Annotated in this window: 21 protein-coding genes and 1 pseudogene; 18 read left to right on the top strand and 4 right to left on the bottom strand. The window is 71.7% G+C overall.

Translation table 11 applies throughout. The features are described from left to right. Window positions 1–19 precede the first annotated feature (19 nt). Window positions 20–703, bottom strand: a complete 684-nt coding sequence (locus ACGFZQ_RS25495) for an SGNH/GDSL hydrolase family protein (RefSeq protein ID WP_393842249.1) — start codon at window positions 701–703, stop codon at window positions 20–22. 105 nt (window positions 704–808) lie between these two features. Here ACGFZQ_RS25495 and ACGFZQ_RS25490 point away from each other — a divergent pair, with 105 nt between their 5' ends. The 3 genes and pseudogenes from ACGFZQ_RS25490 to ACGFZQ_RS25480 form a co-directional block, all read left to right on the top strand. Beyond that, complete coding sequence (locus ACGFZQ_RS25490) at window positions 809–1,807, top strand: WD40 repeat domain-containing protein (RefSeq protein WP_393842248.1); 999 nt, start codon at window positions 809–811, stop codon at window positions 1,805–1,807. A 132-nt stretch (window positions 1,808–1,939) separates the two neighbouring features. Further along, entirely contained in the window at window positions 1,940–2,158 is a 219-nt protein-coding gene (locus ACGFZQ_RS25485; protein ID WP_393842247.1) for a hypothetical protein, read from the top strand. After that, window positions 2,080–2,866, top strand: a pseudogene (locus tag ACGFZQ_RS25480) (cellulose binding domain-containing protein); the annotation flags it as partial. The gene ACGFZQ_RS25485 and the pseudogene ACGFZQ_RS25480, both read left to right, overlap by 79 nt. 53 nt (window positions 2,867–2,919) lie before the next feature. Here ACGFZQ_RS25480 and serC read toward each other — a convergent pair. Next, a complete protein-coding gene (serC, locus tag ACGFZQ_RS25475) occupies window positions 2,920–4,038 on the bottom strand; it encodes a phosphoserine transaminase (protein ID WP_393842246.1) in 1,119 nt (372 codons plus the stop codon). Window positions 4,039–4,231: 193 nt separating this feature from the next. On the opposite strand from serC, the gene ACGFZQ_RS25470 reads away from it, so the two are divergent. From ACGFZQ_RS25470 to ACGFZQ_RS25440, 7 genes are all read left to right on the top strand, one after another. After that, window positions 4,232–7,186 carry an FAD-binding and (Fe-S)-binding domain-containing protein gene (locus ACGFZQ_RS25470; protein ID WP_393842245.1) on the top strand — a complete coding sequence of 985 codons (2,955 nt, stop codon included), beginning with the start codon at window positions 4,232–4,234 and terminating at the stop codon, window positions 7,184–7,186. Further along, complete coding sequence (locus ACGFZQ_RS25465) at window positions 7,171–7,971, top strand: metallophosphoesterase family protein (protein ID WP_393842244.1); 801 nt, start codon at window positions 7,171–7,173, stop codon at window positions 7,969–7,971. The genes ACGFZQ_RS25470 and ACGFZQ_RS25465 overlap by 16 nt, the downstream gene beginning before the upstream one ends. A gap of 229 nt (window positions 7,972–8,200) precedes the next feature. Next, window positions 8,201–9,334, top strand: a complete 1,134-nt coding sequence (locus ACGFZQ_RS25460) for a lipid II:glycine glycyltransferase FemX (RefSeq protein WP_393842243.1) — start codon at window positions 8,201–8,203, stop codon at window positions 9,332–9,334. A 250-nt stretch (window positions 9,335–9,584) separates the two neighbouring features. Then, complete coding sequence (locus tag ACGFZQ_RS25455; RefSeq protein WP_351711793.1) at window positions 9,585–9,713, top strand: hypothetical protein; 129 nt, start codon at window positions 9,585–9,587, stop codon at window positions 9,711–9,713. Between the two features lie 93 nt (window positions 9,714–9,806). Continuing rightward, window positions 9,807–11,987 (top strand): ABC transporter ATP-binding protein, encoded by a 2,181-nt coding sequence (locus ACGFZQ_RS25450; RefSeq protein WP_393842242.1) that lies wholly within the window; start codon window positions 9,807–9,809, stop codon window positions 11,985–11,987. A gap of 172 nt (window positions 11,988–12,159) precedes the next feature. Beyond that, window positions 12,160–13,047, top strand: a complete 888-nt coding sequence (locus ACGFZQ_RS25445; RefSeq protein WP_393842241.1) for a hypothetical protein — start codon at window positions 12,160–12,162, stop codon at window positions 13,045–13,047. 173 nt (window positions 13,048–13,220) lie between these two features. Then, window positions 13,221–14,246, top strand: coding sequence for a DMT family transporter (locus ACGFZQ_RS25440; RefSeq protein ID WP_393842240.1), 1,026 nt, complete (start codon window positions 13,221–13,223; stop codon window positions 14,244–14,246). On the opposite strand, the gene ACGFZQ_RS25435 is transcribed toward ACGFZQ_RS25440, so the two are convergent. Beyond that, the gene (locus tag ACGFZQ_RS25435) at window positions 14,216–14,989 is read right to left on the bottom strand and encodes a TIGR03943 family putative permease subunit (RefSeq protein ID WP_393842239.1); all 774 of its coding nucleotides are present in this window, start codon (window positions 14,987–14,989) and stop codon (window positions 14,216–14,218) included. The two genes, ACGFZQ_RS25440 and ACGFZQ_RS25435, sit on opposite strands and share 31 nt — an antisense overlap. Continuing rightward, window positions 14,986–15,963: a permease gene (locus ACGFZQ_RS25430; protein ID WP_393842447.1), complete on the bottom strand. Its 978-nt coding sequence runs from the start codon at window positions 15,961–15,963 to the stop codon at window positions 14,986–14,988. The genes ACGFZQ_RS25435 and ACGFZQ_RS25430 overlap by 4 nt, the downstream gene beginning before the upstream one ends. A 324-nt stretch (window positions 15,964–16,287) precedes the next feature. On the opposite strand from ACGFZQ_RS25430, the gene ACGFZQ_RS25425 reads away from it, so the two are divergent. The 8 genes from ACGFZQ_RS25425 (at window position 16,288) to ACGFZQ_RS25390 (ending at window position 26,474) form a co-directional block, all read left to right on the top strand. After that, a complete protein-coding gene (locus ACGFZQ_RS25425; protein ID WP_393842238.1) occupies window positions 16,288–17,082 on the top strand; it encodes a TIGR03084 family metal-binding protein in 795 nt (264 codons plus the stop codon). Next, on the top strand, window positions 17,079–18,782 hold the full coding sequence (locus ACGFZQ_RS25420; RefSeq protein WP_393842237.1) for an acyclic terpene utilization AtuA family protein: 1,704 nt from the start codon (window positions 17,079–17,081) through the stop codon (window positions 18,780–18,782). Before ACGFZQ_RS25425 ends, ACGFZQ_RS25420 begins: the two co-directional genes overlap by 4 nt. Next, a complete protein-coding gene (locus ACGFZQ_RS25415) occupies window positions 18,779–20,377 on the top strand; it encodes an acyl-CoA carboxylase subunit beta (RefSeq protein ID WP_393842236.1) in 1,599 nt (532 codons plus the stop codon). Before ACGFZQ_RS25420 ends, ACGFZQ_RS25415 begins: the two co-directional genes overlap by 4 nt. 8 nt (window positions 20,378–20,385) lie before the next feature. Next, window positions 20,386–22,233 (top strand): biotin carboxylase N-terminal domain-containing protein, encoded by a 1,848-nt coding sequence (locus tag ACGFZQ_RS25410; RefSeq protein ID WP_393842235.1) that lies wholly within the window; start codon window positions 20,386–20,388, stop codon window positions 22,231–22,233. Window positions 22,234–22,315: 82 nt separating this feature from the next. Next, window positions 22,316–23,482, top strand: coding sequence for an acyl-CoA dehydrogenase family protein (locus ACGFZQ_RS25405; protein ID WP_393842234.1), 1,167 nt, complete (start codon window positions 22,316–22,318; stop codon window positions 23,480–23,482). Window positions 23,483–23,518: 36 nt separating this feature from the next. Then, the gene (locus ACGFZQ_RS25400; RefSeq protein ID WP_393842233.1) at window positions 23,519–25,114 is read left to right on the top strand and encodes a 4-coumarate--CoA ligase family protein; all 1,596 of its coding nucleotides are present in this window, start codon (window positions 23,519–23,521) and stop codon (window positions 25,112–25,114) included. Beyond that, entirely contained in the window at window positions 25,111–25,845 is a 735-nt protein-coding gene (locus ACGFZQ_RS25395; RefSeq protein ID WP_393842232.1) for an enoyl-CoA hydratase family protein, read from the top strand. Before ACGFZQ_RS25400 ends, ACGFZQ_RS25395 begins: the two co-directional genes overlap by 4 nt. Beyond that, window positions 25,833–26,474 carry a TetR/AcrR family transcriptional regulator gene (locus ACGFZQ_RS25390; RefSeq protein WP_382533484.1) on the top strand — a complete coding sequence of 214 codons (642 nt, stop codon included), beginning with the start codon at window positions 25,833–25,835 and terminating at the stop codon, window positions 26,472–26,474. Before ACGFZQ_RS25395 ends, ACGFZQ_RS25390 begins: the two co-directional genes overlap by 13 nt. Window positions 26,475–26,480 lie beyond the last annotated feature (6 nt).

The raw sequence follows: 26,480 nt of genomic DNA, 5'->3' as shown, positions 1-26,480 counted from the left end.
GGGCAACGGCGGAATCCGGTCAGTCCGTTGCGGCCTCGTACTCCCCGCCCAGATCCCACCCCTGCCACATCGCCTCCGCGAACGCCTCCGCGATCCGGTGTTCGCCGTTCGCGTTGGGGTGGGTGCCGTCGTAGGTGTCCGTGTCGATGTCGTACGACGGCGGGGGCGAGGCCAGCAGCAGCGGGGAGCGGGGCTCGTCCAGGTCGGCGACCGTCTTCGCCAGCAGCTCGTTGAAGAGGTTCACCTGTTCCGCGAACTGCGGGTCCGACGCGGCCCGGATGTTCGGGATCACCGGCAGCACCACCATGCGGATGCGCGGGTTGGCCTCGCGCGCGGCCACGACGAAGGACCGTGCGTTCGCCGCCGTCTGCTCCGCGTTGGTGTAGAAGCCCAGGTCGATCAGGCCGAGGGAGACCAGCAGGACATCGGCGCGGCAGGACCGCACCGCCTCCCCGATCAGCGGGGCCATGTGCAGCCAGCCCTCGCCCCACCCGGCCAGGTGGGCGCGGGGGAAGCCGGGATCGGCGTAGGTGTACGACACGGGCGCGTCGGCGAGCTTGTCGTACAGCGTCTCGCGCGGGCCGACCAGGGTGAACGGGCCGCCGTAGGTCGCGCACAGGTGCTGCCACATGCGGTACCGCCATGTGTGTTCGCCCGTACTGCCGATGGTCATCGAGTCCCCGACGGGCATGAACCTGAGCATCCGCTCATGATGGACGATCAGCGGGAGCGGTGGGGTGTGAGGACCGCCACGTCACCCACGGGCCCCGGGCCGTGAAACACAGTGCGGGATGGCAGGCTTGGGCCCATGCGCCGACGATCGTTCGCCCTCCTCGCCGGGGTCCTGCTCACCGGGGCCCTCGCCGCCGCACCCGCCTCCGCCGCCGACGGCGCCGGTGACAAGGGGTTCACGATCACGGATCCGCGCATCACCGAGTCCAGCGGTCTCGCCGCCTCCCACCTGCACCCCGGCATCTACTGGACGCACAACGACAGCGACGACGGCCCCTACATCTACGCCGTCGACAGCGCGACCGGGAAGACCGTCGCCACGGTCACGCTCAGTGGTATCGGCAGGCCCCGTGACGTCGAGGCCATCTCCATCGGGCCCGACAACCAGATCTACGTCGGGGACATCGGCGACAACCTCGACGGCAGCTGGCCGTACGTGTGGATCTACCGGCTGCCCGAGCCGAAGGTCCTGGAGAACCAGACGATCAAGGCGACGCAGTACATCGTCAAGTACGCGAACGGCGCCCGGAACGCCGAGTCGCTGATCGTCCACCCCAAGACCGGACGCGTGTACATCATCGACAAGAAGGAGGACGGCGGGCATCTCTACGAGGGCCCGGCGACCCTGTCCTCCTCCGGCACCAACATCTTCAAGCCCGTCGCCACCGTCGACCTCTGGGCCACCGACGCCGCCTTCTCGCCCGACGGCAAGCAGCTCGTCGTACGCGGCTACCTCGGCGGCATCTACTACGACTGGAACGGCGGGAAGATCAAGCGCGAGGGGCGGCTCGACGTGCCGCTCCAGAAGCAGGGCGAGTCGGTCAGCTACTCCGCCGACGGGACCAGGCTGATGTACGGCAGCGAGGGCACCGACAGTCCGGTGCAGGCCGAGGACGTGCCGGGCGGGGCGGCGGCCGGCACGTCGCCGTCCGGCGGCGGGAGTTCGGCCGCCTCCGGCGACAGCGGCAGCCCCGCGAGCGGCAAGGTCAAGGTCGGCGCCATCGCCGTCGGTGTCGCCGTGCTCGCCCTCTTCGGGCTGCGCCGGCTGCGGCGCACACCCACCCGTCGGCACTGAGTCTTCGCCCACGTCACCCTTCCGGGTCACCGGCGGGGCGGCCGTGGGCCGGTCCGGGCAGGCTGGGAAGTGGCCCGCGGGACGGGGGCGGCACCACGCGACCGGATACCGCCGCACGGAATGGGCGCACCCATGCGCCGCAACGCCCTGCGCCTGGCCGGGAGGGTCTGCCTGCTCACGGCCGCCCTGGGCCTGACCGTCCCCGGCACCGCCACCGCCGAGCCCACCCGAACGGCACGGGTCGCGGCCGCCGCCCTCCCGCAGTTCCGCTCGGTCACACCACGATCGACTGGCGGCTCGCCGCCCAGCGCGCCGGGAACGCCGTGCTGTCCGTCAACCCCGACCTGCTGATCTTCGTCGAGGGCGTGCAGACGCCACCAGCGTGGCCCAGCAGAGCTGGTTCAGCGATCCCACGTTCCCCGCCAACATGCCCGGGATCTGGGACAAGTACTGGGGCTACCTCTTCAAGCAGAACATCGCGCCGGTGTGGCTGGGCGAGTTCGGTACGACGCTCGCCTCGACCGTGGACCAGAAGTGGCTGGCCGCGCTGGTGAGTTACCTGCGGCCGACCGCGACGTACGGCGCGGACTCCTTCCAGTGGACCTTCTGGTCCTGGAACCCCGACTCCGGTGACACCGGCGGGATCCTGAAGGACGACTGGGTGACCGTGGACACGGTGAAGGACGGCTATCTGGCGAGCGTGAAGGCGCCGTTGTTCCCGGGCAGCGGGGGCGGGAGCGGGGGTGGCGGGGGTACGACGGCCACCTGTGCCGCCTCCTACGCCGTCAGCAGCGACTGGAGGAGCGGCTTCAACGCCGCCGTCACCGTCACCAACACCGGTACCACCGCCCTCGGTTCCTGGACCGTGACCTGGACGTGGGGCGGCGCGCAGCACGTGACGAACATGTGGAACGCGTCGTACACCCAGAGCGGCGGGAAGGTCACCGCCGTGAACGCCGCGCACAACGGGACTGTCCCCGTGGGCGGTTCGGCGAGCTTCGGGTTCGGGGGCGCGCCGGGCGGCGGGCCGTGCCGAGCGTGAGCTGTACGGCCGGATGAGCAAGGGCGCCCGGTGCCTGTCCGGCACCGGGCGCCCTTCGCCGTCATACGCGTCAAAGCTTCTCGATCACGTAGTCGACGCACTTCGTCAGCGCCTCGACGTCGGCCGGGTCGATCGCCGGGAACATCGCGATGCGGAGCTGGTTGCGGCCGAGCTTGCGGTAGGGCTCGGTGTCGACGATGCCGTTGGCGCGCAGCACCTTGGCGACGGCGGCCGCGTCGATCTCGTCGGCGAAGTCGATCGTGCCGATGACCTGCGAGCGCTTCGCCGGGTCGGCGACGAACGGGGTGGCGTACTTGCTCTCCTCGGCCCAGGTGTAGAGGCGGGTCGAGGAGTCCTTCGTACGGCCGGTGGAGAAGGCGAGGCCGCCCTGGCCGTTGAGCCACTCCAGCTGCTGGTTGAGCAGGAAGAGGGTGGCGAGGGCCGGGGTGTTGTACGTCTGGTTCTTGCGGGAGTTGTCGATCGCCGTGGGGAGGCTGAAGAACTCCGGCACATGCCGGCCGGACGCGTGGATGCGTTCGGCGCGCTCGATCGCGGCCGGGGAGAAGACGCCGATCCACAGGCCGCCGTCGGAGGCGAAGGACTTCTGCGGGGCGAAGTAGTAGACGTCGGTCTCGCTGACGTCGACGGGGAGGCCGCCCGCGCCGGAGGTGGCGTCGACGAGCACGAGCGCGCCCTCGTCGGCCCCGGCGACCCGCTTGATCGGCATGGCGACACCGGTCGAGGTCTCGTTGTGCGTGAAGGCGTAGACGTCCACGCCGGCCTCGGCCCGCGGCTCCGGGTGGGTGCCCGGGTCGGAGGCGATGACGGTGGGCTCGGCCAGCCAGGGGGCGAGCCCCGCGGCCTTGGCGAACTTGGACGAGAACTCGCCGAAGTTCAGGTGCTGCGACTTGGCGTCGATCAGACCGTGGGTGGCGACGTCCCAGAAGGCGGTGGATCCGCCGTTGCCGAGGACGACCTCGTAGCCGTCCGGGAGGGAGAACAGGGAGCTGATGCCCTCGCGGACCTGGCCGACCAGGTTCTTCACCGGGGCCTGGCGGTGGGAGGTGCCCATGAGAGAGGTACCGGTGGCGGCGAGCGCGTCCAGCGCCTCCGTCCGCACCTTGGAGGGGCCCGCGCCGAAGCGTCCGTCGGCGGGCTTGATGTCAGCGGGGATCTGGATGTCAGCCACGGGGCGAGCGTAGTCGTTGGAGGAAACGTGGTCGAAATGTAGTCCGTCGGGTGAGACGGGCGGGAGTGCGGGCGTGGCGCGGGCTGGTGACGGGCCGGCCCATGTCCCGGCGCCGTCACATGGCCGCCGTCCGAGGCGGTTCCGCGGCCCTCGTCCCGCGTCATCGTCGGCGCCGGCGGGCAGACTGGGAGGCATGGTCGAGCTGGAGGCTGAGCTGCGCAGGGCCGTCCGGGGCGAGGTGGGGTTCGACGTCACGTCGCGGGCGCTGGTCACCATGGACGCGTCCAACTACCGGCGGGTCCCGGCGGGGGTGGTGGCCCCTCGGGACGCGGCCGACGTGGCGGCCGTACTGGAGGTGTGCCGCGCCCACGGGGTGCCGGTGGTCGCCCGGGGCGGCGGCACGTCGATCGCGGGGCAGGCCACGGGCACCGGTGTGGTGCTGGACTTCACCCGCCACATGAACCGTCTGCTCGCCCTGGATCCGGTCACCCGTACGGCCGTCGTCCAGCCGGGTCTGGTCCTGGACCGTCTCCAGGAGGCCGCCGCCCCGCACGGTCTGCGGTTCGGCCCGGACCCCTCCACGCACAGCCGCTGCACGCTCGGCGGAATGATCGGCAACAACTCGTGCGGCGCGCACAGCGTGGCCTGGGGCACCACGGCGGACAGCGTCCTGGAGCTGGACGTGCGCACCGCGCGGGGCGGGCGGCTGCGGCCGGGACAGGACTGGGCGGGGGCACCGGAGGGCCTGCGCGAGCTGGTGGCCGGGGAGCTGGCCCGCCTGCGCACCGGGTTCCCCGACCTGCCCCGCCGTATCTCCGGGTACGCCCTGGACGCGCTGCTCCCCGAGAAGGGCGCCGACGTGGCCCGCGCCTTCTGCGGCAGCGAGGGCACGCTGGGGATCCTCACGGAGGCGACCGTCCGCCTCGTCGAGTCACCGCGCGCGCGTGCGCTGGCGGTGCTCGGGTACGCCGACGAGAGCGCGGCGGCGGAGGCGGCGGCCGGGCTGCTGGCCGCCGCCCCGCTGACGGTGGAGGGCATGGCCGCCGACCTGGTGCGGTCCCCGGCCGGACTGCCGCGCGGCGGCGCCTGGCTGTTCGTGGAGACGGGCGGGGAGTCGGCCGCGCAGGCACGCGCGCGTGCGGAGGCGGTCGTCCGCGCGGCGGATGCCCTGGACGGGCTGGTCGTCACCGACCCGGCCGGGCAGCGCGCGCTCTGGCGCATCCGCGAGGACGCCTCCGGTACGGCGACCCGGATGCCGGACGGCAGCGAGGCCTGGCCCGGCTGGGAGGACTGCGCGGTGCCGCCGGCCCGACTGGGCGCCTACCTGCGGGACTTCAGAGGCCTGCTCTCCGCCCATGGCCTGCGGGGCACCCCGTACGGCCACTTCGGCGACGGCTGTATCCACGTCCGCATCGACTTCGACCTGCTCGGCGCGGCCGGCGTGGCCCGCTTCCGCCGCTTCTCGCAGGAGCTGGCCGACCTCGTCGTCGCCCACGGCGGCTCGCTCTCCGGGGAGCACGGCGACGGCCAGGCGAGGGCGGAACTGCTGCCGAGGATGTACGGCGCGGAGATGGTGGCGCTGTTCGAGAGGGCGAAGGGAATCTGGGACCCGGACGACCTCCTCAACCCCGGCATGCTGGTCAGGCCCGCGCCCCTGGACACGAACCTCCGCTTCGCCGTCCTCCCCCGCGAGCCGGTGCCGGTGGCCTTCGGCTACCCCTCCGACAACGGCGACTTCTCCGCGGCCGTCCGCCGCTGCGTGGGCGTCGCGAAGTGCCGTACGACCGAGGTGTCCGGCGCGTCCGTGATGTGCCCGTCCTTCCGGGCGACCGGCGAGGAGGAGCACTCGACGCGCGGCCGGGCCCGGCTGCTGCACGAGATGCTGGCGGGCGAGCTGGTGACGGACGGCTGGCGGTCGACGGAGGTCCGGGACGCGCTGGACCTGTGTCTGTCCTGCAAGGGCTGCCGGTCGGACTGCCCGGTGGGGGTGGACATGGCCACGTACAAGGCGGAGTTCCTGTACCACCACTACGCGGGCCGCCGCCGTCCTCCGTCGCACTACAGCATGGGCCGGCTGCCGCGCTGGCTGCGCCTGGTGGCCCGTACGCGCACGGCGGGGCTGGTCAACGCGCTCGCCGCGGTACGCCCGCTGGCGGCGCTGGCCAAACGCGTCGGCGGTGTCGCACCGGAGCGGCGGATCCCGCGCCTGGCGAGGGAGCCGTTCAGCCGGTGGCTGCGGCGCCGGCAGCGCAGGCGCCTGCGGGGCTGGATGGCGGACGCGCGGGCGGGACGCCGGCCGGACTTCCCGGCGCGGATGGTCTTCCTCTGGCCGGACACGTTCACGGAGCACCTGTCACCGTCCGTGGGCCGGGCGGCCGTACGGGTGCTGGAGGCGGCGGGCGTGGGCGTGGCGGAGCTCCCGACGCGACCGTGGCGGGTGCGGCGGTCGGCCGACGGCGGGGTGGCGAGCGTCGGCATGTCCGCTCGCCGGCCCCGCCGGACCTCCCGCGCGTGCTGCGGGCTGACGTACCTCTCGACGGGCCAACTGGACGAGGCGCGCGCGGTGTTGCGCCGCACGCTCGACCTCCTGGGCCCCTTCGTGCTGCCGGAACTGGCCGACGTGGAGGACCCGCCCCTCTTCGTGGTCCTGGAACCCAGCTGCGCGGCGGCCCTCCGCGCGGACCTGCCGGAGCTCCTCCCGGACGATCCGCGCGCGGCCCGTCTGGCGGGAGCGGTGGTCACCTTCGCGGAGGCCCTGGAACGCCTGGCCCCGGACTGGACCCCACCCCGCCTGAACCGTCGAGTCACCGGCCAGACCCACTGCCACCAGCACGCGGTACTGGGCGACACCGCCGACCGCCGTCTCCGCGAGGCCGCCGCCCTCACCGGCGACCTGGCCGGCGGCTGCTGCGGCCTGGCAGGCAACTTCGGCTTCGAGAAAGGCCACTTCGAGGTGTCGAGGGCGTGCGCGGAGGAACAGCTGCTGCCGGCGGTGGCCGAGGCACCGCAGGACACGGTGATCCTCGCGGACGGCTTCTCCTGCCGCACCCAACTGGAACAGCTGGCGGGGGTGCGGGGGAGGCATCTGGCGGAGGTGCTGGCCGAGGGGCTGGAACCGGAGGGGGACGGGAAATGGGACGGGAAGTGAGCGTGTACGAGGCGGAATTGAACCGGGTGGCGGTCCTCTCCGACATCCACGGGGTGCTGCCGGCGCTGGAGGCGGTCCTCGCGGAGCCGGACGTGTGCGCGGCCGACCGCATCGTCCTCACCGGCGACATCACGGCGGGCCCGCAACCGGACCGGGTGATCGAGGCGTTGCGCGAGCTGGGCGACCGGGTGCTGTGGGTGTCCGGGAACGCGGACCGGGAGCTGGTGGAGTACCGCAGGGGCGAACGCACCGTAATCCCGGACCCGATCGGCCCGTTCGCGGCGGACGCGCTCACCGCCGAACAGGTCGACTTCCTCGCCGCGCTCCCCAGGACGGCCACCCTCACGATCCGAGGCCTGGGCCCGGTCCTGTTCTGTCACGCGACGCCCCGCGACGACGAGGAGATCGTCCTGGTCGACTCCTCGGCGGACCGCTGGGCGGAGGTCCTCACCGGCATCGACCCCGCCGTCACCACGGTCGTCTGCGGCCACACCCACATGCCGTACACCCGCCTCGCCCGCGGCCGCCTGGTCGTCAACCCCGGCAGCGTGGGCATGCCCTACGGCCGTCCGGGCGCCCACTGGTGCCTCCTGGGCCCCGGGACCGACCTGCGTGTGACGTCGTACGACATCCCGGCGGCGGTGGCCCGGCTCCGCGCCGAGTGCGTGTACCCGGACATCGCGGAGTGGGCGGACTGCTACCTCAACTCCCGGGTGACCGACACGGAGGCGCTGACGGTGTTCGGGCCGGGCGACGGCAGGGCGGCGGCCACCGGGGCTCCGTAGCGGCGGGCGCGGCCGGGGACGGCGGGGCCGTCCGTGCCGGAGCGGCGGGCGCGGCCGGGGCGGCCGGGGCGGCCGGGGCGGCCGGGGCGGCCGGGCCGGAGTGGTGGTGCGGTGGTGCGGGTTTCCGCGACACGCGGTCCTCGGGCGGCGTGGGGAAAGCGAGGGCCAGGGGTGCGTCTGTTGTCCTTGACGGACTGACCGGTTTCGCAGTCCGAGGAGTGTTCCGCCGATGACAGCAGCCCTTCGCCTTCGGACGATCACCCGTGCCGAACACCTCGCCTTCGTCGGTTCCCGGCCGTCCGTCAGCCATATGCAGGTGCCGTCCTGGGGGGACGTGAAGCCCGACTGGCGGGCGGAGAGCCTCGGCTGGTGCGACGGGGACGGGCGGATCGTCGGGGCCGGGCTGGTGTTGTTGCGGGCGTTGCCCAAGGTGAAGCGGTATCTCGCCTATCTGCCGGAGGGGCCCGTCATCGACTGGCACGACCCGGCGCTGGAGCGCTGGCTCGATCCGCTGCTCGCGTACCTGAAGGGGCGCGGGGCCTTCACGGTGAAGATGGGACCGCCGGTCGTCGTACGACGGTGGAGCGCGGAGGCGGTGAAGGAGGCGATCGCCGACCCCGCCGCCCGGCGGCTGCGGGACGCCGGGGCGACCTCGGAGGAACCCCGTGCCCTCGAACTCGGCGACCGGCTGCGCCGGATGGGATGGCGGCGGGCGGCGGGCGGCGGGGAGGAGGGGTTCGCGGCCGGGCAGCCCCGGTACGTGTTCCAGGTGCCGTTCGCCGGGCGGCCATTGGATGACATCCAGCGCGGGCTCAACCAGCAGTGGCGGCGCAACGTGAAGAAGGCCGAGAAGGCGGGGGTCAAGGTGGTCCGGGGCGGGTACGAGGACCTGCCCGCCTTCTACACGCTCTACGCCGAGACCGCCGAACGCGACCGCTTCATCGCGCGCCCCCTCTCCTATTTCCAGCGCATGTGGACCGCCCTCACCACCGAACACCCCGACCGTATGCGCCTCTACCTCGCCCACCACGAGGGCGAGGTCCTCGCCGCCGCGACCATGCTCACCGTCGGCCGGCACGTCTGGTACTCCTACGGCGCCTCCACCAGCCGCAGGCGCGAGGTCCAGCCCAACAACGCCATCCAGTGGCGGATGATGAGCGACGCCCACGAACTCGGCGCCGCCGTATACGACTTCAGGGGCATCACCGACACCCTGGAGGAGTCCGACCACCTGCTGGGGCTGCTCCGCTTCAAGGTCGGCACCGGCGGGGAGGCCGTCGAGTACCTGGGGGAGTGGGACTTCCCCGTCAACAGGCTGCTCCACAAGGCGTTCGACGTGTACATGGCCCGCCGCGCTTCATAAGCCGGCTCTCAGGTTCATAAGAGAACTCTCAGGTTCGGGCTCGTTATACAGCTGTTACCCAGGTATTCACAGCACCTGTTTGCCGTTCGCAAGCCGACTTTGCTGTTCCTTGAGATCCGGGCCGTGTAAGTTCATCGATGTCGGGCGGCGGGGATTGCCGAGGATGACGATCCGAAATCTCCGTACGTTGCCCAAGAGAATTCTCGTACCATCCCGCACCACTTGCACCTCGAACTCTCAAGGAGTCGGAATGAGCCTCAAGAAGCTCGCCCCGCTGCCCCCCAAGCCCAAGAAGCAGCTGCCCCCGCCGCCCCCGCCGAAGCCGAAGAAGAAGGCCCACAAGCCGCTTCCGAAGCCGATCCCCGGCCAGGACAACTGAGTCAGCCGTAAAGAGGACCGACGGTTCGCCGTCGGTCCTTTTTCACTCCTGAATTCCCGTAATTCCAGCGTCGGAGAGCGGAGGCAGTGAGAAATGCGCGCAAAGGAGAGTGGCGGCACGGAACACGAGTACGAAGTCGACGCCTCGAAATACGAGAACGGCGACGAGTACGACGAGGACGACGAGTACACGCCCGTCATCCCGGCCCGCACCGCCTTCCGCCGCTTCTGGCCGCTGACCCGGGGCCTGCGCGGCTGGCTGGTGATCGTCTGGGTGTGCACGGTGATCGCCGCGCTCGCCGAGACCGAGGCCATCCTGCTCTTCAGCGACCTCACCGACCACGCTCTGCAGAAGGGTTCGCTCAGCGCCTTCTGGAGCCCGGCCGGCCAGTGGCTGGGCATCGCGATCGTCGGCGCGATCGTCGCGTACGCCGGCAACTCCATCGCCGCCTGGGTCACCGAACGCTTCGTCATGCGGCTGCGCGAGCACGTCTTCGACCACGTCCAGCAGCTGCCTCCGCACTTCTTCCAGCGCCACCGCCAGGGCGACCTGCTCTCCCGCCTGACCAGCGACGTCGAGGCCATCGAGACCATGGTGGTGTCCGGGCTCGTCGGCGCCGCGTCGGCCCTGTTCAGCGCCCTGTTCTACGCGGCCGCCGCGTTCTGGCTGCGCTGGGACCTGGCCGCCGCCACCTTCGTCCTCGCCCCCCTGTTCTGGCTGGCCGCCCGCCGCTTCTCCGGCTCCATCAAGGACGTGTCCAGGGAGGGCCGGGTCGCCGACGGCGCGATCACCTCCGTGGTCGAGGAGTCCCTCGGCAACATCGTGCTGACCCAGGCGTACGACCGTCGTGACGCCGAGCGCCGCCGCCTGAACGAGGAGGCGAGCGCCTGGTTCCGCGCCTCCGTCCGCTCCACCCGCCTCAACGAGGCCTACGAGCAGATCGTCCAGGTCATCGAGACGATCTGCGTCCTCGCGGTGATCGGAATCGGCGCCTGGGAGATCTCCACCGGCCGGATGACCCTCGGCCAGCTCCTCGCCTTCTCCGCCTTCCTCGGCTATCTCTACCCGCCCGTGCGCGGCCTCGCCCAGCTCGGCCTCACCGTCACCGCCGCCACGGCCGGCGCGGAACGGCTGATCGAGATCCTCGACGTGCGGCCGTCGGTCACCGACCCCCGCCGCGGCACCGGCACCGACACCGGCCGCCCCGACGGCACCGTCGAGCTCCACGACGTCGGCTTCCGCTACCCCGGAGCCGACAAGGCCGCCCTGGAGGGCCTCTCCTTCACGGTCAGCCCCGGCGAACTCGTGATCATCACCGGGCCCAGCGGCGCCGGCAAGTCCACCGTCTCCAAGATGCTGCTCCGCTTCTACGACCCCGACAGCGGCGAGATCCTCCTCGACGGCGTCCCGATCCGCGACTTCCCCCTCGCCAGGCTGCGCGAGTACATCACCCTGCTCCCGCAGGAGACCCTCGTCCTGCACGACACCGTCCGCGCCAACATCGCCTGCGGCCGCCCCGGCGCCAGCGAGCAGGCCATCGAGGAGGCCGCCAGGGCCGCCGACGCGCACGACTTCATCGTCCGGCTCCCCGACGGCTACGACACCAGGGTCGACCCCAACTCGGCCCGGCTCTCCGGCGGCCAGCTCCAGCGCCTGGCCATCGCCCGGGCGATCCTGCGCGACGCGCCCGTTCTCGTCCTCGACGAGCCGACCACCGGCCTGGACGCGATGGCCGCGCGCCGTGTCGTCAAGCCGCTGCGGCGCCTGATGACCGGCCGTACGACCATCATGATCACCCACGACCTGAACCTCGCCCCCGACGCCGACCGCATCCTCGTCGTCGACCGCGGCCGCATCGTCGAGACGGGCCGCCACGACGAACTCCTCGCCCGCGGCGGCGCCTACTCCCGGTTGCACCGCTCCCAGAACAACGCGGTGATGGACACCGGCGAGCTACGGCTCCCGCTCTTCACCGAACAGGGCGCACCAGTGGCCGAGCCGATGCCCGTGCCCGTGCCCCAGGCCTCCTACGCCGGGGCGCAGGCCGGCGGGTACGGGTACCAGCAGCCGTACGGGAACATGTACGACTACGACCACAACTACGACGTGTACGCGGCCGCGGGGCTATGGCCCCAGCCCATGTACGAGTCCCATACGGAGGCTGCCCACATGGAGGCCGCCCATATGGACGTCGGCTACGGGGCGGATGTGCCCACCACACTCCCCGACGGCCGCCCCCTGTTCCGTGACGAGGAGCCCTGGCCCGGCATCTGAGCCGCCCCCGGACGGGCCGCAACTCTGGTGAGTGCCCGTCACGTCAGCCTTGTTACACACCTATTGCACAAGGGATCTTCAAGAATTCTCCACGCTGTCCGTAGGCTGCGTACGCCAATGGGCTCGGCCGGGGGCGACCCGCCGGGCCCCTCGCGATCCCAGGGGGATTCACATGCGTATACGCGTCGCGGCCACCGTTCTGTCCGGTGCGGTCGCACTGTCCGCGCTCGCTGTCCCGATGGCCGCCCAGGCGGCGTCGAGTCCGAGCGCGAAGGCGCAGCTCAGCTCCTTCTTCGCGAACTCCGCGCCCGCCGTGCACGCCACGAACTCCGCGCAGACCGTCCGGCCGAAGGACGGAATCGGGAGCATCTCCTTCTCGAAGGGCGTCGTCAACGGCGGCAAGGACATCGTCCTCGGCACCACCACGAACAAGTCCGTCACCGCGACCTACACCGCCACCAGCTCCAGCGGCGTCGCGCTCACCCAGGCCTTCCTCTGGCAGGGCACCGACCCCTCCAGCACGGACACCATCACCGGCGCCCTGGGCACCGACGACGACCCCGTCTGCACCGAGTCGACCACCCAGACCGGCGTCTACAGCTGCAAGGCCGTCTTCAACATCCACGCGGCCACCGACATGAAGAACAACGGTGTCGCCGGCACCTGGAAGCTCGCCCTCGGCGGCTACGACCTCTCCGCGAACGCCAGCTTCGACGACAACGTCGGCACCGGCAAGATCAAGAAGGCTTCCAAGCTGACCGTCAACGCCACGCCGGAGCCGGTGAAGAAGGGCAAGACCGTCACCGTCACCGGCAAGCTGACGCGCGCCAACTGGGACAACGGCACGTACGGCGGCTACGCGGGGCAGAAGGTGGTGCTGCAGTTCCGTAAGAAGGCCAGCAGCACCTACACCAACGTGAAGGCCATCACCGCCGGAACCGGCGGTGCGCTCAAGACCACGACCAAGGCCACGGTCGACGGGTACTTCCGCTTCTCCTTCGCGACCAACGCCACCACCGGCGCCTCGACGGCGACCGGTGACTACGTCGACGTGAAGTAGCCCTCGGCGGTCTCCGGGGTCCGGTGCAAAAGGGACCGGGCGGTCCAGCGCCGGACCTCGTGAGCCGTGACCTTCGGCAAGGCGGGGTGCCGGCGGTCGGCGGGCGGGACAGTTCCATAAGGGGTTCACGCGCCTGTTCAAGTCCATTACCCTGGACTGAGTAGTGCACCGCAATGAACAGCAAATCCCCTGGACCGCCCGTGATCACGCCCAGCACCTCACAGCCGACCCCCACGCCGACACCCACGTCCGCCACCGTGTCCGAGCCCGCCGGCGCGGGCACCGCGCACCGGTTCGGCTCGTTCGGTCCCGTCGGCCTGGTGCTGGCCGGCGGGATCTCCGTGCAGTTCGGCGGCGCCCTCGCGGTCACCCTGATGCCCAGGGCCGGCGCGCTCGGCGTGGTGACGTTGCGGCTCCTCGCGGCCGCCGTCGTCCTGCTCGTGGTCTGCCGGCCCCGGCTGCGCGGCCACTCCCGCACCGACTGGAGCACGGTGATCGTCTTCGGTGCCGCCATGGGCGCGATGAACGGCCTCTTCTACGAGGCCGTCGACCGCATCCCGCTGGGTCCCGCCGTCACCCTCGAAGTGCTGGGCCCGCTCGCCCTGTCCGTACTGGCCTCCCGGCGCGCCGTCAACGCGGTGTGGGCCGGACTCGCCCTGGCCGGTGTCTTCCTCCTCGGCGGCGGAGGCTTCAGCGATCTCGACCCCACAGGTGTCGCCTTCGCCCTGGGGGCCGGCGCCATGTGGGCCGCCTACATAATCTTCAGCGCCCGCACCGGCCGCCGTTTCCCGCAGGCCGACGGCCTCGCCCTGGCCATGGCGGTCGCGGCCCTGCTCTTCCTGCCGCTGGGCATCGCCGAGGCCGGCACCCGGCTCCTCAACCCGACCACCGTCGCCCTCGGCTCGTCGGTCGCGGTGCTCTCCTCCGTCCTGCCCTACACGCTCGAACTGCTGGCCCTGCGCCGCCTTCCCGCGTACACCTTCGCCGTCCTCATGAGCCTGGAGCCGGCCATCGCCGCCACCGCCGGCTTCCTCATCCTCGACCAGGCGCTGACGGCCACCCAGGCGGCCGCCATCGCCCTCGTCATCGCGGCCAGCATCGGCGCGGTCCGCACCCAGGTGGGGCGCGGCCGGCGGGCGGCGGCCGGCCCGGAAGCGGCGGCCGGCCCTCAGGCGGAGGGGAAGGGCAGCGCGTCCTGATAGCCGTTGGACGGCCGCTGGATCTTCTTCACGGTCTGGGCGTCCACCGCGACCGGCGCCGACTTCGTGCCCAGCTTTCCGCCGGGATGCCAGTTCCCCGTGACCGACACCCAGGTGTTGGCGGGCGGGACGCTGCTGTCGTAGATCCGCACCTTCACGGACTGCGCGTCGGCCGCGCAGCACGAGATGATGATCCGGGTCAGGTCCCAGCTCCCGCCTCCCGGAACGGGCGTGACCAGCCCGCTCATCTCCACGGTCCGCCCCTTGATGGCCAGCGTGCGGTCCTGCTGCACGCGGGTGGTGAAGTCGGTGAGGGTGATCGGCAGCGGTGACGTCCTGGGCAGCGGGTCGAAGTCGTCCTGCTCCGCCACGACCTTGGCGGGCTGCCGGGAGGCGGTGTAGGCGCCGAGCGCCGGCGGGGCGTAGAAGAGCAGGCTCAGCGCGGGCAGCAGAAGCAGCCAGGCGACCCGGGGGACGGCGGAGTGGTCGTGACCGTGGGGTCCGGCACCATGCCTCCCGTGCCCTTCGGTCTCCTTGACCTTTTCGGCCTCCGTGCCCTCCGCCTTTCGCTCCCTCGTGGCCGCCTCCGCGATGCCCAGCACCAGCAGCACGAACCCGGACACGATCAGCAGCGGGCGCATCCCGGGCTTGACGTAGCGCAGGCACACATCGGTGAAGAGGGAGGCGTGCAGCAGGCCTAGGCCGCTGAGGACCAGCAGGGTCACCTGAAGCGGACGTCTCACAGCAGCACCCCTCCGACCACCACACTGCACAGGATCGCGACGACCGTCGTGGCGGCCGAGAAACGGGCCGCGAAGGCCCGGCCGAACGTGCCCGTCTGCAACGCGATCAGCTTGAGGTCGACCATGGGCCCGACCACCATGAACGCCAGCCGGGCAGTGGGCGAGAAGCCCGTGAGCGACGACGCCACGAACGCGTCCGCCTCCGAACACACCGCGAGGATGATCGCCAGCGCGGCCAGGAACAGCACCGACAGCCAGGGCGAACCGGAGAAGGTGTCGAGCACCGAGCGCGGTACCGCCACATTGAAGGTGGCCGCCGCCATGGCGCCGACCACCAGGAACCCGCCCGCCTGGAGGAAGTCGTGCTGGAAAGCGCGCCGGAACTCCGTCCAGCGGCTGTGCCCCACGTGGTGCCCGGTGTGCCGTACGGCGGGCCGCAGCCACTCCTCGCGGCCCAGCCAGAGCCACAGCCAGCCCATCACAGCGGCGGTCACCAGCGAGGCGAGCAGCCGGGCCAGCACCATGAGGGGGGTGCCGGGGAAGGCGATGGCGGTGGCGGTGAGCACGACCGGGTTGATGGCGGGCGCGGAGAGCAGGAACGCGAAGGCGGCGGCCGGGGTGACCCCGCGCCCGATCAGGCTGTTCGCCACCGGCACCGACGCACACTCGCAGCCCGGCAGCACCACCCCGGCCAGCCCGGCGACCGGCACGGCCAGCGCGGGCCGCTTCGGCAGCAGCCGGGTGAACACCCGCTCCGGCACGAACGCGTTGATCGCCCCCGACAGCGCCGTGCCGAGCAGCAGGAACGGCGTCGCCTGCACGACCACCGCGAGGCACACCGTCTGCCAGGCCTGCACCGCGGCCTTGCTCACGCCCTGCCCGAGGAGGAAGAGGCCGGTACCGGGGAGCACGGCGGCGGCCACGAGGAGGAGGGGCCAGTAACGGGGGAGTTCACGCGAGGGTGTGTCCGCGATCTCCTCGGCAGTCGTACGACCGCTTGCCGTGGGCTCTACGACGATCGTCGCCTTCGCCCCCACGGCGAGTTCATCTGTCCTCCGCACGCCCCGCACGCCCCACACATCGCTTCATCGCCGGATGTTCGCATCGAACATAGGGCATACGGGCGCCGGTGCCGCGACGGGTCGTCCCAAGGAATGCCCCAGGAATGTTCCGGGAATGGCCACGAACGCCTCAGGAGGGCCGCTGGGGGAAGTCCGGAGCCCTCGCTCCGGGCCACGGACCCCAAATTCATGCAAGCGTGCTTGATTGTTTCTCGGGTCGCTGCCATGCTCCTCCCCATGTCCGAGCCGACGCCCGTCATCGACGACCTGCGTGAGGAGAGCACGGAACTCGACCGGCTGGTAGCCGAGTTGGGAACCGAGCGGTGGGCCCTCGCCACCCCCGCGCCCCGCTGGACCATCGCCCACCAGATCGCCCATCTGCACTGGACCGACCGCGCGGCACTGCTCGCCGTGACGGACGAGGACGGTTTCCGCGCGGAGGCCGAGAAGGCGCTCGGCGCCCCCGAGACCTTCGTCGACGAGGGCACCGAGGACGGCGCCCGACTCGCGCCCGCCGAACTGCTGTCCCGCTGGCGCGAGGGCCGGACCGCGCTCGACCGGGCCCTGCGGGAGGCCGCACCCGGCACCCGCTTCCCCTGGTTCGGGCCGCCCATGTCCGCCGCCTCCATGGCCACCGGCCGGCTCATGGAGACCTGGGCCCACGGCCAGGACATCGCCGACGCCCTGGGTGTGGTCCGCACCCCCACCGCCCGGCTCGGACATGTGGTCCGCATCGGGGTACGGGCAAGGAACTTCGCCTACCTGGTACACGGCCTCACCCCGCCCACCGAGGAGTTCCGGGTGGAGATCACCGGCCCGGACGGCGAGCTGTGGGCCTACGGCCCGGAGGACGCCCCGCAGCGCGTCACCGGCCCCGCACTCGACTTCTGCCTCCTGGTCACCCAGCGCGCCCACCGCACCGACCTCGCCGTGACGGCCGTCGGCCCCGACGCCGACCGCTGGCTCGACATCGCCCAGGCCTTCGCGGGGCCGCCCGGCACCGGCCGCACCCCGAAGGGCGGTGCCGCGTGACCCTGCGGATAGGCAACGCCTCCGGCTTCTACGGCGACCGTTTCGACGCCCTGCGCGAGATGCTCACCGGCGGCGAACTCGACGTCCTCACCGGCGACTACCTCGCCGAGCTGACCATGCTCATCCTGGGGCGCGACCGGCTGAAGGACCCCGGTGCCGGATACGCCCGCACCTTCCTCCGCCAGCTGGAGGACTGCCTGGGCCTCGCCCATGAACGCGGCGTACGGATCGTCACCAACGCCGGCGGCCTCAACCCGGCCGGACTCGCCGACGCGGTGCGGACGTTGGCCGACCGGCTCGGCATCCCTGTGCGCGTCGCACATGTGGAGGGCGACGACCTCACCGCCGCGCACCCCGGCAGCCTCGCCGCCCACGCCTACCTCGGCGGCTTCGGGATCGCCGAGTGCCTGCGGGCCGGCGCCGACATCGTGGTCACCGGCCGGGTCACCGACGCCGCCCTCGTCACCGGACCCGCCGCCGCCCACTTCGGCTGGCAGCCGGGGGAGTACGACCGGCTCGCGGGCGCCGTCGTCGCCGGACACGTCCTGGAGTGCGGAACCCAGGCCACCGGCGGCAACTACGCCTTCTTCGCCGAAGCCGGAGCCGAAGCCGCAGCGGGGGCCGGCCGGGACCTGCGGCGGCCCGGCTTCCCGCTCGCCGAACTCCACGAGGACGGTGGCTGCGTCATCACCAAGCACCCCGGTACCGGCGGCTTCGTCGACGTCGGCACGGTGACCGCCCAGCTCCTGTACGAGACCGGCGGCGCCCGGTACGCGGGCCCCGACGTCACCGCCCGCCTCGACACCGTCCGGCTGAGCCAGGACGGCCCGGACCGGGTGCGGATCGAGGGCGTGCGGGGCGAGGCACCGCCCCCGACCCTCAAGGTCGGCCGCAACCGGCTGGGCGGCTTCCGCAACGAGGTCGTCTTCGTCCTCACCGGCCTCGACATCGAGGCCAAGGCGGCACTGGTACGCGAGCAGATGACCGACGCCCTCGCCAAGTCGCCCCCGCAGGAGGTGCGGTGGGAGCTGGTGCGCACCGACCGGGCCGACGCGGACACCGAGGAGACGGCCAGTGCGCTGCTGAGGCTCGTCGTACGGGACCGGGACCAGGAGGCCGTCGGGCGGGCGCTGAGCGGAGCCGCCGTGGAACTGGCGCTCGCCAGCTACCCCGGCTTCCATGTGCTCGCGCCACCTGGAAAGGGCGCGCCCTACGGGGTCTTCGAGGATGTGTACGCCCCCCAGGGCGAGGTGCCCCATAGGGCCGTCCTCCACGACGGGCGACAGATCCCTGTGGCGCCGGCCCAGGACACCCTCGTACTCCAGGACCTGCCCGAACCGCCGCTGCCCGAGCCGCTCCCGGCCGGTCCCACCCGGCGGGCGCCCCTCGGTCTGGTGGCCGGGGCCCGCAGCGGCGACAAGGGCGGGAACGCCAACGTCGGCGTCTGGGTGCGCTCGGACGAGGCCTGGCGCTGGCTCGCACACACCCTGACCGTCGACGCCTTCCGGCACCTCATACCCGAGAGCCGCGAGTTGACCGTCACCCGGCACCTCCTGCCCAGCCTCCGCGCCGTCAACTTCACCGTCGAAGGCATCCTCGGCCGGGGTGTGGCCGCCCAACACCGTTTCGACCCCCAGGCCAAGGCCCTCGGCGAATGGCTTCGCTCCCGCCACCTGGACATCCCGGAGGCCCTGCTGTGACGGTCATCGAGACCACGCTCGACACCCGCGACCCCGACTTCCGGGCCAACCGCGACACCATGCTCGCCAAGCTCACCGACCTGGAGGCCGAGCACGCCAAGGCCCTCGCGGGCGGCGGCGAGAAGTACGTCGCACGGCACCGCAAGCGCGGCAAACTCCTCGCTCGCGAGCGCATCGAACTCCTCCTCGACCCCGACACCCCCTTCCTGGAGCTGTCGCCGCTGGCCGCCTGGGGCAGCGACTACGCCGTCGGCGCCTCGCTCGTCACCGGGATCGGCGTCGTCGAAGGCGTGGAGTGCCTGATCACCGCCAACGACCCCACCGTGCGCGGCGGCGCCAGCAACCCCTGGTCGCTGAAGAAGGCCCTGCGCGCCAACGACATCGCCCTCGCCAACCGGCTGCCCTGCATCAGCCTGGTCGAGTCGGGAGGTGCCGATCTGCCGTCCCAGAAGGAGATCTTCATCCCCGGAGGCGCCATCTTCCGGGACCTCACCCGGCTCTCGGCCGCCGGAATCCCGACCGTCGCCGTCGTCTTCGGCAACTCCACGGCCGGCGGCGCCTACATCCCCGGCATGTCCGACCACGTGATCATGGTCAAGGAGCGCGCGAAGGTCTTCCTCGGCGGACCGCCCCTGGTGAAGATGGCCACCGGCGAGGAGAGCGACGACGAGTCCCTGGGCGGCGCGGAGATGCACGCGCGCGTGTCGGGTCTCGCCGACTACTTCGCCATCGACGAACCGGACGCCCTGCGCCAGGCACGCCGCGTGGTCGCCCGCCTCAACCACCGCAAGGCGCACCAGGACCCGGGCCCCGCCGAGCCCCCCAAGTACGCCGCCGACGAACTCCTGGGCATCGTCCCCGGCGACCTCAAGATCCCCTTCGATCCGCGCGAGGTGATCGCCCGGCTCGTCGACGCCTCCGACTTCGACGAGTTCAAGCCGCTGTACGGGACCAGTCTGACGACGGGCTGGGCCACCCTGCACGGCTATCCCGTGGGGATACTGGCGAACGCCCAGGGCGTCCTGTTCTCCGCGGAGTCGCAGAAGGCCGCCCAGTTCATCCAGCTCGCCAACCAGCGCGACATCCCGCTCCTGTTCCTGCACAACACCACCGGCTACATGGTCGGCAAGGAGTACGAGCAGGGCGGCATCATCAAGCACGGTGCGATGATGATCAACGCGGTCGGCAACAGCCGCGTACCGCACATCTCCGTCCTCATGGGCGCCTCCTACGGCGCCGGCCACTACGGCATGTGCGGGCGCGCCTACGACCCCCGTTTCCTGTTCGCCTGGCCCAGCGCCAAGTCCGCCGTCATGGGCCCGCAGCAGCTCGCCGGCGTGCTCTCGATCGTCGCCCGCCAGTCGGCCGCCGCGAAGGGACAGCCGTACGACGAGGACGGCGACGCCGCCCTGCGCGCGATGGTCGAGCAGCAGATCGAGTCCGAGTCGCTGCCGATGTTCCTGTCCGGGCGGCTGTACGACGACGGCGTCATCGACCCGCGCGACACCCGCACCGTCCTCGGCCTGTGCCTGTCCGCCATCCACACCGCCCCCTACGAGGGTGCGCGGGGCGGCTTCGGCGTCTTCCGGATGTGAGGGATCACATGATTTCGACTCTGCTGGTCGCCAACCGCGGCGAGATCGCCTGTCGGGTCTTCCGCACCTGCGCCGACCTCGGCATCCGGACCGTCGCCGTGTACTCGGACGCTGACGAGAACGCGCTCCACGCGCGCGTGGCCGACACCGCGGTACGACTGCCGGGCGCCACGCCCGCGGACACCTACCTGCGCGGCGACCTGGTGGTGAAGGCCGCCGTGAGCGCCGGCGCGGACGCCGTGCACCCCGGGTACGGCTTCCTCTCCGAGAACGCCGACTTCGCCCGCGCCGTCCTCGACGCCGGCCTGGTGTGGATCGGGCCGCCGCCGGAGGCGATCGAGGCGATGGCGTCCAAGACGCGCGCCAAGGAGCTGATGGGGATCGCGCCGCTCGGCGAGGTCACCGAGTCCGACCTGCCGGTGCTGGTGAAGGCGGCCGCGGGCGGCGGAGGGCGCGGGATGCGCGTCGTGCGCCGCCTCGAGGAGCTGAGCGCCGCGTTGGAGGGCGCGCGCGCCGAGGCCGCGAGCGCCTTCGGTGACGGCGAGGTCTTCGTCGAGCCCTACATCGAACGCGGCCGCCATGTGGAGGTGCAGGTCCTCGCCGACGCGCACGGCACGGTGTGGCCGCTGGGCACCCGCGACTGCTCACTCCAGCGCAGGCATCAGAAGGTGATCGAGGAAGCGCCGGCGCCCGGACTCCCCGAAGGGCTCACGAAGGAGCTCTACGCGCTGGCCGTGCGCGCCGCGCGCGCCGTCTCCTACGTCGGCGCGGGCACCGTCGAGTTCCTCGTCGCCGACGGAAAGGCGCACTTCCTGGAGATGAACACCCGCCTCCAGGTGGAACACCCCGTCACCGAAGCCGTCTTCGGCATCGACCTGGTCGCCGAACAGATCCGCGTCGCCGAGGGCCACGCCCTTCCGCTCGAAGCCCCGCACGCCCACGGCCACGCGATCGAGGCCCGCCTCTACGCCGAGGACCCCGCCCACGACTGGGCCCCGCAGACCGGCATCCTGCACCGCCTCGCCGTCCCCGGCAGCATCCGCCTGGACACCGGCTACACCGACGGCGACGAGATCGGCGTCCACTACGACGCGATGCTCGCGAAAGCGGTCGCGTACGCCCCCACGCGCACGGAAGCGCTGCGCAAGCTGGCGCACGCGCTCGACAACACCACCCTGCACGGCCCCGCCACCAACCGCGACCTCCTCGTCCGCTCCCTGCGCCACGAGGAGTTCGCCGCCGCCCGCATGGACACCGGCTTCTACGACCGCCACCTCACCGCCCTCACGGCGCCCGCCGCCGACCCGCACGCCCCCCTCGCGGCCGCCCTGGCCGACGCCCACGGCCGCTCCCGCCTCGGCGGCTGGCGCAACGTCTCCTCCCAGCCGCAGACCAAGCGCTACCTGATGGCGGGCGAGGAACACGAGGTCCACTACCGGCACGGGCGCGAGGGCCTCACAGCAGCGGGCGTGCGCGTCGTGCACGCGGGCGCGCGCCTGGTCGTACTCGAAGTGGACGGCGTGAGCCGAAGGTTCGAGGTGACGAGGTACGGCGACCAGGTCCACGTCAACAACACCACCCTCACCGCGCTCCCGCGCTTCCCCGACCCCAAGGCCCAGCTGGCGCCCGGTTCGCTTCTGGCGCCGATGCCGGGGACGGTCGTACGGATGGCGGAGGGGTTGGCCGAGGGGGCCCCGGTGGAATCCGGACAGCCACTGATGTGGCTCGAAGCCATGAAGATGCAGCACCAGATCACAGCCCCGGTCACCGGCACGCTGAGTGAACTGCGGGTCGTGGTCGGCCAACAGGTGGAGCCCGGCTCTCTACTGGCGGTGGTGCAAGCGCCCCTTCCTTAGGGGCGCGGGGCTGTATCGAATTTGCGGCTACCGCCGCGTGAGCGCGACCAGCCACCGACAACCCGTACCCGAAGGAGCCACCGTGCCCCCCCAGATCGAATCCGACGAGCACAAGGCACTCCGCGAAGCGGTGGCCACCCTCGGCAAGAAGTACGGCCGCGACTACATCACCCGAACCATCGCAGAGGGCCGCCACCCCACCGAACTCTGGCAAGAGGCCGGAAAACTCGGCTACCTCGGCGTCAACCTCCCGGAGGAGTACGGCGGTGGAGGCGGCGGCATCGCCGACCTCTCCATCGTGCTCGAAGAACTCGGCGCCGCGGGCTCGCCGCTCCTCATGCTGGTGGTCTCACCGGCGATCTGCGGCACAGTGATCGCCCGCTTCGGCACCGAGGAACAGAAGCGGACCTGGCTGCCCGCGCTCTCCGACGGTTCCCGCCTGATGGCCTTCGGCATCACCGAACCCGATGCCGGCTCCAACTCCCACCGCATCACCACCACCGCCCGCCGCGACCCCGACACCGGCGACTGGCTGCTCACCGGCCGCAAGGTCTTCATCTCCGGCGTCGACATGGCCGACGCCGTCCTGATCGTCGGCCGCACCGAAGACGCCCGCACCGGACGCCTCAAGCCCTGCCTGTTCATCGTCCCGACCGACGCGGTGGGCTTCCACAAGCACCCCATCGACATGGAACTCAACGCCGCCGAGAAGCAGTTCGAGCTGGTCCTCGACGACGTACGGCTGCCCGCCGACGCACTCGTCGGCGACGAGGACGCCGGCCTGCTGCAGCTCTTCGCCGGACTCAACCCGGAGCGGATCATGACGGCCGCCTTCGCGATCGGCATGGGACGCTACGCGCTGTCCAAGGCCATCGAGTACGCGCGCGACCGCACCGTCTGGAAGACCCCCATCGGCGCCCACCAGGCCATCGCCCACCCCCTCGCCCAGGCACACATCGAACTCGAACTCGCGCGCCTGATGATGCAGAAGGCGGCACATCTCTACGACGCCGGGGACGACATCGGCGCAGGCGAGGCCGCCAACATGGCCAAGTACGCGGCGGGCGAGGCATGCGTGCGCGCCGTCGACCAGGCCGTGCACACCCTCGGCGGCAACGGACTCACCCGGGAATTCGGGCTCGCTTCGTTGATAACGGCCGCGCGTGTGGCTCGTATTGCTCCGGTGAGCAGGGAGATGATTCTCAACTACGTCTCCCACCAGACGCTTGGCCTTCCCAAGTCGTACTAGGCCACGCACTGGCACTGGCAGCCGCTTGGAGGAACCGTGTTCCGCAGCGAGTACGCAGACGTTCCACCCGTAGAACTCCCCATCCACGAGGCGGTGCTGGGCCGGGCCGCCGCGTTCGGTGACACGCCCGCCCTGATCGACGGCACCGACGGCACCACCCTCACCTACGAGCAACTGGACCGGTTCCACCGCAGGATCGCGGCCGCACTCGCCGACGCGGGCGTCCGCAAGGGCGATGTACTCGCCCTGCACAGCCCGAACACGGTCGCCTTCCCGACGGCGTTCTACGCGGCCACGCGCGCGGGTGCCTCCGTCACCACCGTGCACCCCCTCGCCACGCCCGAGGAGTTCGCCAAACAGCTCAGGGACTCCGCGGCCCGCTGGATCGTCACCGTCTCACCGTTGCTGGAGGCCGCCCGCCGGGCCGCCGAACTCGCCGGCGGCATAGCGGAGATATTCGTCTGCGACAGCGCGCCCGGACACCGCTCGCTGATCGACATGCTGGCCGGCGACGCCCCCGAACCACAGGTCGACATCGACCCCGCCGAGGACGTCGCCGCACTGCCGTACTCCTCCGGCACCACCGGCATCCCCAAGGGCGTGATGCTCACCCACCGGCAGATCGCCACGAACCTCGCCCAGCTGGAACCCGCCGTCCCCACCGGCCCCGGCGACCGCATCCTCGCCGTACTCCCCCTCTTCCACATCTACGGCCTCACCGCGCTCATGAACGCGCCCCTGCGGATGGGCGCCACCGTGGTCGTACTGCCCCGCTTCGACCTGTCGAGCTTCCTCGCGGCGATCCAGAACCACCGCATCACCGGCCTGTACGTCGCTCCGCCGATCGTCCTCGCCCTCGCCAAGCACCCGCTGGTCGAGCAGTACGACCTGTCGTCCCTGAAGTACGTCATGAGCGCCGCCGCCCCTCTGGACGCCGGCCTGGCCGCCGCCTGCTCCGAGCGCCTCGGCCTGCCGCCGGTCGCGCAGGCCTACGGCATGACGGAACTCTCGCCCGGCACCCACGTCGTCCCGCTCGACACCATGCACCAGGCACCGCCCGGCACCGTCGGCAAGCTCATCGCCGGCACCGAGATGCGGATCGTCTCCCTCGACGACCCGCACAAGGACCTCGACACCGGCGAACCCGGCGAGATCCTCATCCGCGGCCCCCAGGTCATGAAGGGCTACCTCGGCCAACCCGAGGCCACCACCGCGATGATCGACACCGACGGCTGGCTGCACACCGGGGACGTCGGTCACGCCGACGCCGACGGCTGGCTGTTCGTCGTCGACCGGGTCAAGGAACTCATCAAGTACAAGGGCTTCCAGGTCGCCCCCGCCGAACTGGAGGCGCTCCTGCTCACCCATCCCGGCATCGCCGACGCCGCCGTCATCGGCGCCTACAACGAGGACGGCAACGAGATCCCGCACGCCTTCGTCGTCCGCCGGCCCACCGCCGCCGACCTCACCGAGAACGAGGCCATGCTTTACGTCGCCGAACGCGTCGCACCCTACAAACGCGTCCGCAAGGTCACCTTCATCGCCGGCGTGCCCCGCGCGGCCTCCGGGAAGATACTCCGCCGCGAACTGCGCGCACTCGGCCGGACCGGGGAACCCGGGGAGCGGCCATGACGTTGATCGGACAGACACGCGCGCGTGCCGTCGCCACCCTCAGCCTCGACTCCACGCCCACCCGCAACGCCCTGTCCGCCGCCCTCGTCGCCGAACTCGCCGAGGCCCTCACCGACTGCGCCAAGGACCCGGACATCCGCGCCGTCGTCCTCACCCACACCGGTACGACCTTCTGCGCCGGCGCCGACCTGCGCGATCCGCCCCACCCCGACGCCCTCGTCGGCCTCCTGCGCCAGATCGTCGAACTGCCCAAACCGGTCGTCGCCCGCGTCACCGGCCACGTCCGCGCCGGCGGCCTCGGCCTCCTCGCCGCCTGTGACATCGCGGCCGCCGCCACCGCGGCCACCTTCGCCTTCACCGAGGTACGCATCGGCGTCGCCCCCGCCGTCATCTCCCTGACCCTCCTCCCGCGCACCGACCCCCGCGCCCTGGCCCGCTACTACCTCACCGGCGAACGCTTCGAAGCCCCCGAAGCCGTACGCCTCGGCCTCCTCACCACCACCGCCGACGACGTCGACACCGCCCTCGAACCCATCCTCGACGGCCTCCGCCGCTCCGCCCCCCAGGCCCTGACCGAGACGAAACAGCTGCTCACAGCTAGGGTGCTGGAAACATTCGACCGGGACGCGGCCACCCTGACCGCACTCTCGGCCCGGCTGTTCTCCTCCGACCAGGCCCGCGAGGGGATGACGGCCTTCCTCGAACGACGGGATGCGGCGTGGGTGGTGTGAGTACGGCCGGCGTGAACACGGCGGAACACGCGCGCGGACCTCAACAGGACCGCGCCCCCAAACAGGACCGCAGCCGGGCCACCCGGCAACGGCTCCTGGAAGCCGCCGTGGCCTGCCTCGCCGAACACGGCTGGGCGGGCTCCACCGTCGCCGTCGTCGCCGAGCGCGCCGGCGTCTCCCGGGGCGCCGCCCAGCACCACTTCCCCACCCGCGAGGACCTCTTCACCGCCGCCGTCGAATACGTCGCCGAAGAACGCTCCACCGCTCTGCGCGCCCTGTTCCCGCAGGGCGCGGAGGGCGACCGCCGCGCCGTCGTCTCGGCCCTGGTCGACCTCTACACCGGCCCCCTCTTCCGCGCCGCCCTGCACCTCTGGGTCGCCGCCTCCAACGAGGACCAGCTCCGCCCCCGGGTCACCGAACTGGAAGCCCGGGTGGGCCGCGAGACCCACCGCATCGCCGTGGACCTCCTGTCCGCCGACGAATCCCGCCCAGGCACCCGGGAGACCGTCCAGGGCCTCCTCGACATGGCAAGAGGACTGGGCCTCGCCAACCTCCTGACGGACGACGGGACGAGGAGAGAACGAGTGGTGACCCAGTGGGCGGCACTGCTGGACGCGACCCTGGGCTGAGCGCCC

This window comes from Streptomyces sp. NPDC048254 (assembly GCF_043201895.1).
In the GTDB taxonomy this organism is placed as follows: domain Bacteria; phylum Actinomycetota; class Actinomycetes; order Streptomycetales; family Streptomycetaceae; genus Streptomyces.
This window is presented reverse-complemented; position numbering and strand designations above follow the sequence as displayed.

What these genes read in the sequence shown, in the direction of transcription:
- ACGFZQ_RS25450 (WP_393842242.1), top strand. Translation starts at nt 9,807, where the DNA reads ATGCGCGCAAAGGAGAGTGGCGGCACGGAACACGAGTACGAAGTCGAC.
- ACGFZQ_RS25440 (WP_393842240.1), top strand. Translation starts at nt 13,221, where the DNA reads ATGAACAGCAAATCCCCTGGACCGCCCGTGATCACGCCCAGCACCTCA.
- ACGFZQ_RS25395 (WP_393842232.1), top strand. Translation starts at nt 25,111, where the DNA reads ATGACGTTGATCGGACAGACACGCGCGCGTGCCGTCGCCACCCTCAGC.
- ACGFZQ_RS25425 (WP_393842238.1), top strand. Translation starts at nt 16,288, where the DNA reads ATGTCCGAGCCGACGCCCGTCATCGACGACCTGCGTGAGGAGAGCACG.
- ACGFZQ_RS25490 (WP_393842248.1), top strand. Translation starts at nt 809, where the DNA reads ATGCGCCGACGATCGTTCGCCCTCCTCGCCGGGGTCCTGCTCACCGGG.
- ACGFZQ_RS25455 (WP_351711793.1), top strand. Translation starts at nt 9,585, where the DNA reads ATGAGCCTCAAGAAGCTCGCCCCGCTGCCCCCCAAGCCCAAGAAGCAG.
- ACGFZQ_RS25460 (WP_393842243.1), top strand. Translation starts at nt 8,201, where the DNA reads ATGACAGCAGCCCTTCGCCTTCGGACGATCACCCGTGCCGAACACCTC.
- ACGFZQ_RS25485 (WP_393842247.1), top strand. Translation starts at nt 1,940, where the DNA reads ATGCGCCGCAACGCCCTGCGCCTGGCCGGGAGGGTCTGCCTGCTCACG.
- ACGFZQ_RS25465 (WP_393842244.1), top strand. Translation starts at nt 7,171, where the DNA reads ATGGGACGGGAAGTGAGCGTGTACGAGGCGGAATTGAACCGGGTGGCG.
- ACGFZQ_RS25445 (WP_393842241.1), top strand. Translation starts at nt 12,160, where the DNA reads ATGCGTATACGCGTCGCGGCCACCGTTCTGTCCGGTGCGGTCGCACTG.
- ACGFZQ_RS25470 (WP_393842245.1), top strand. Translation starts at nt 4,232, where the DNA reads ATGGTCGAGCTGGAGGCTGAGCTGCGCAGGGCCGTCCGGGGCGAGGTG.
- ACGFZQ_RS25495 (WP_393842249.1), bottom strand. Translation starts at nt 703, where the DNA reads ATGCTCAGGTTCATGCCCGTCGGGGACTCGATGACCATCGGCAGTACG.
- ACGFZQ_RS25410 (WP_393842235.1), top strand. Translation starts at nt 20,386, where the DNA reads ATGATTTCGACTCTGCTGGTCGCCAACCGCGGCGAGATCGCCTGTCGG.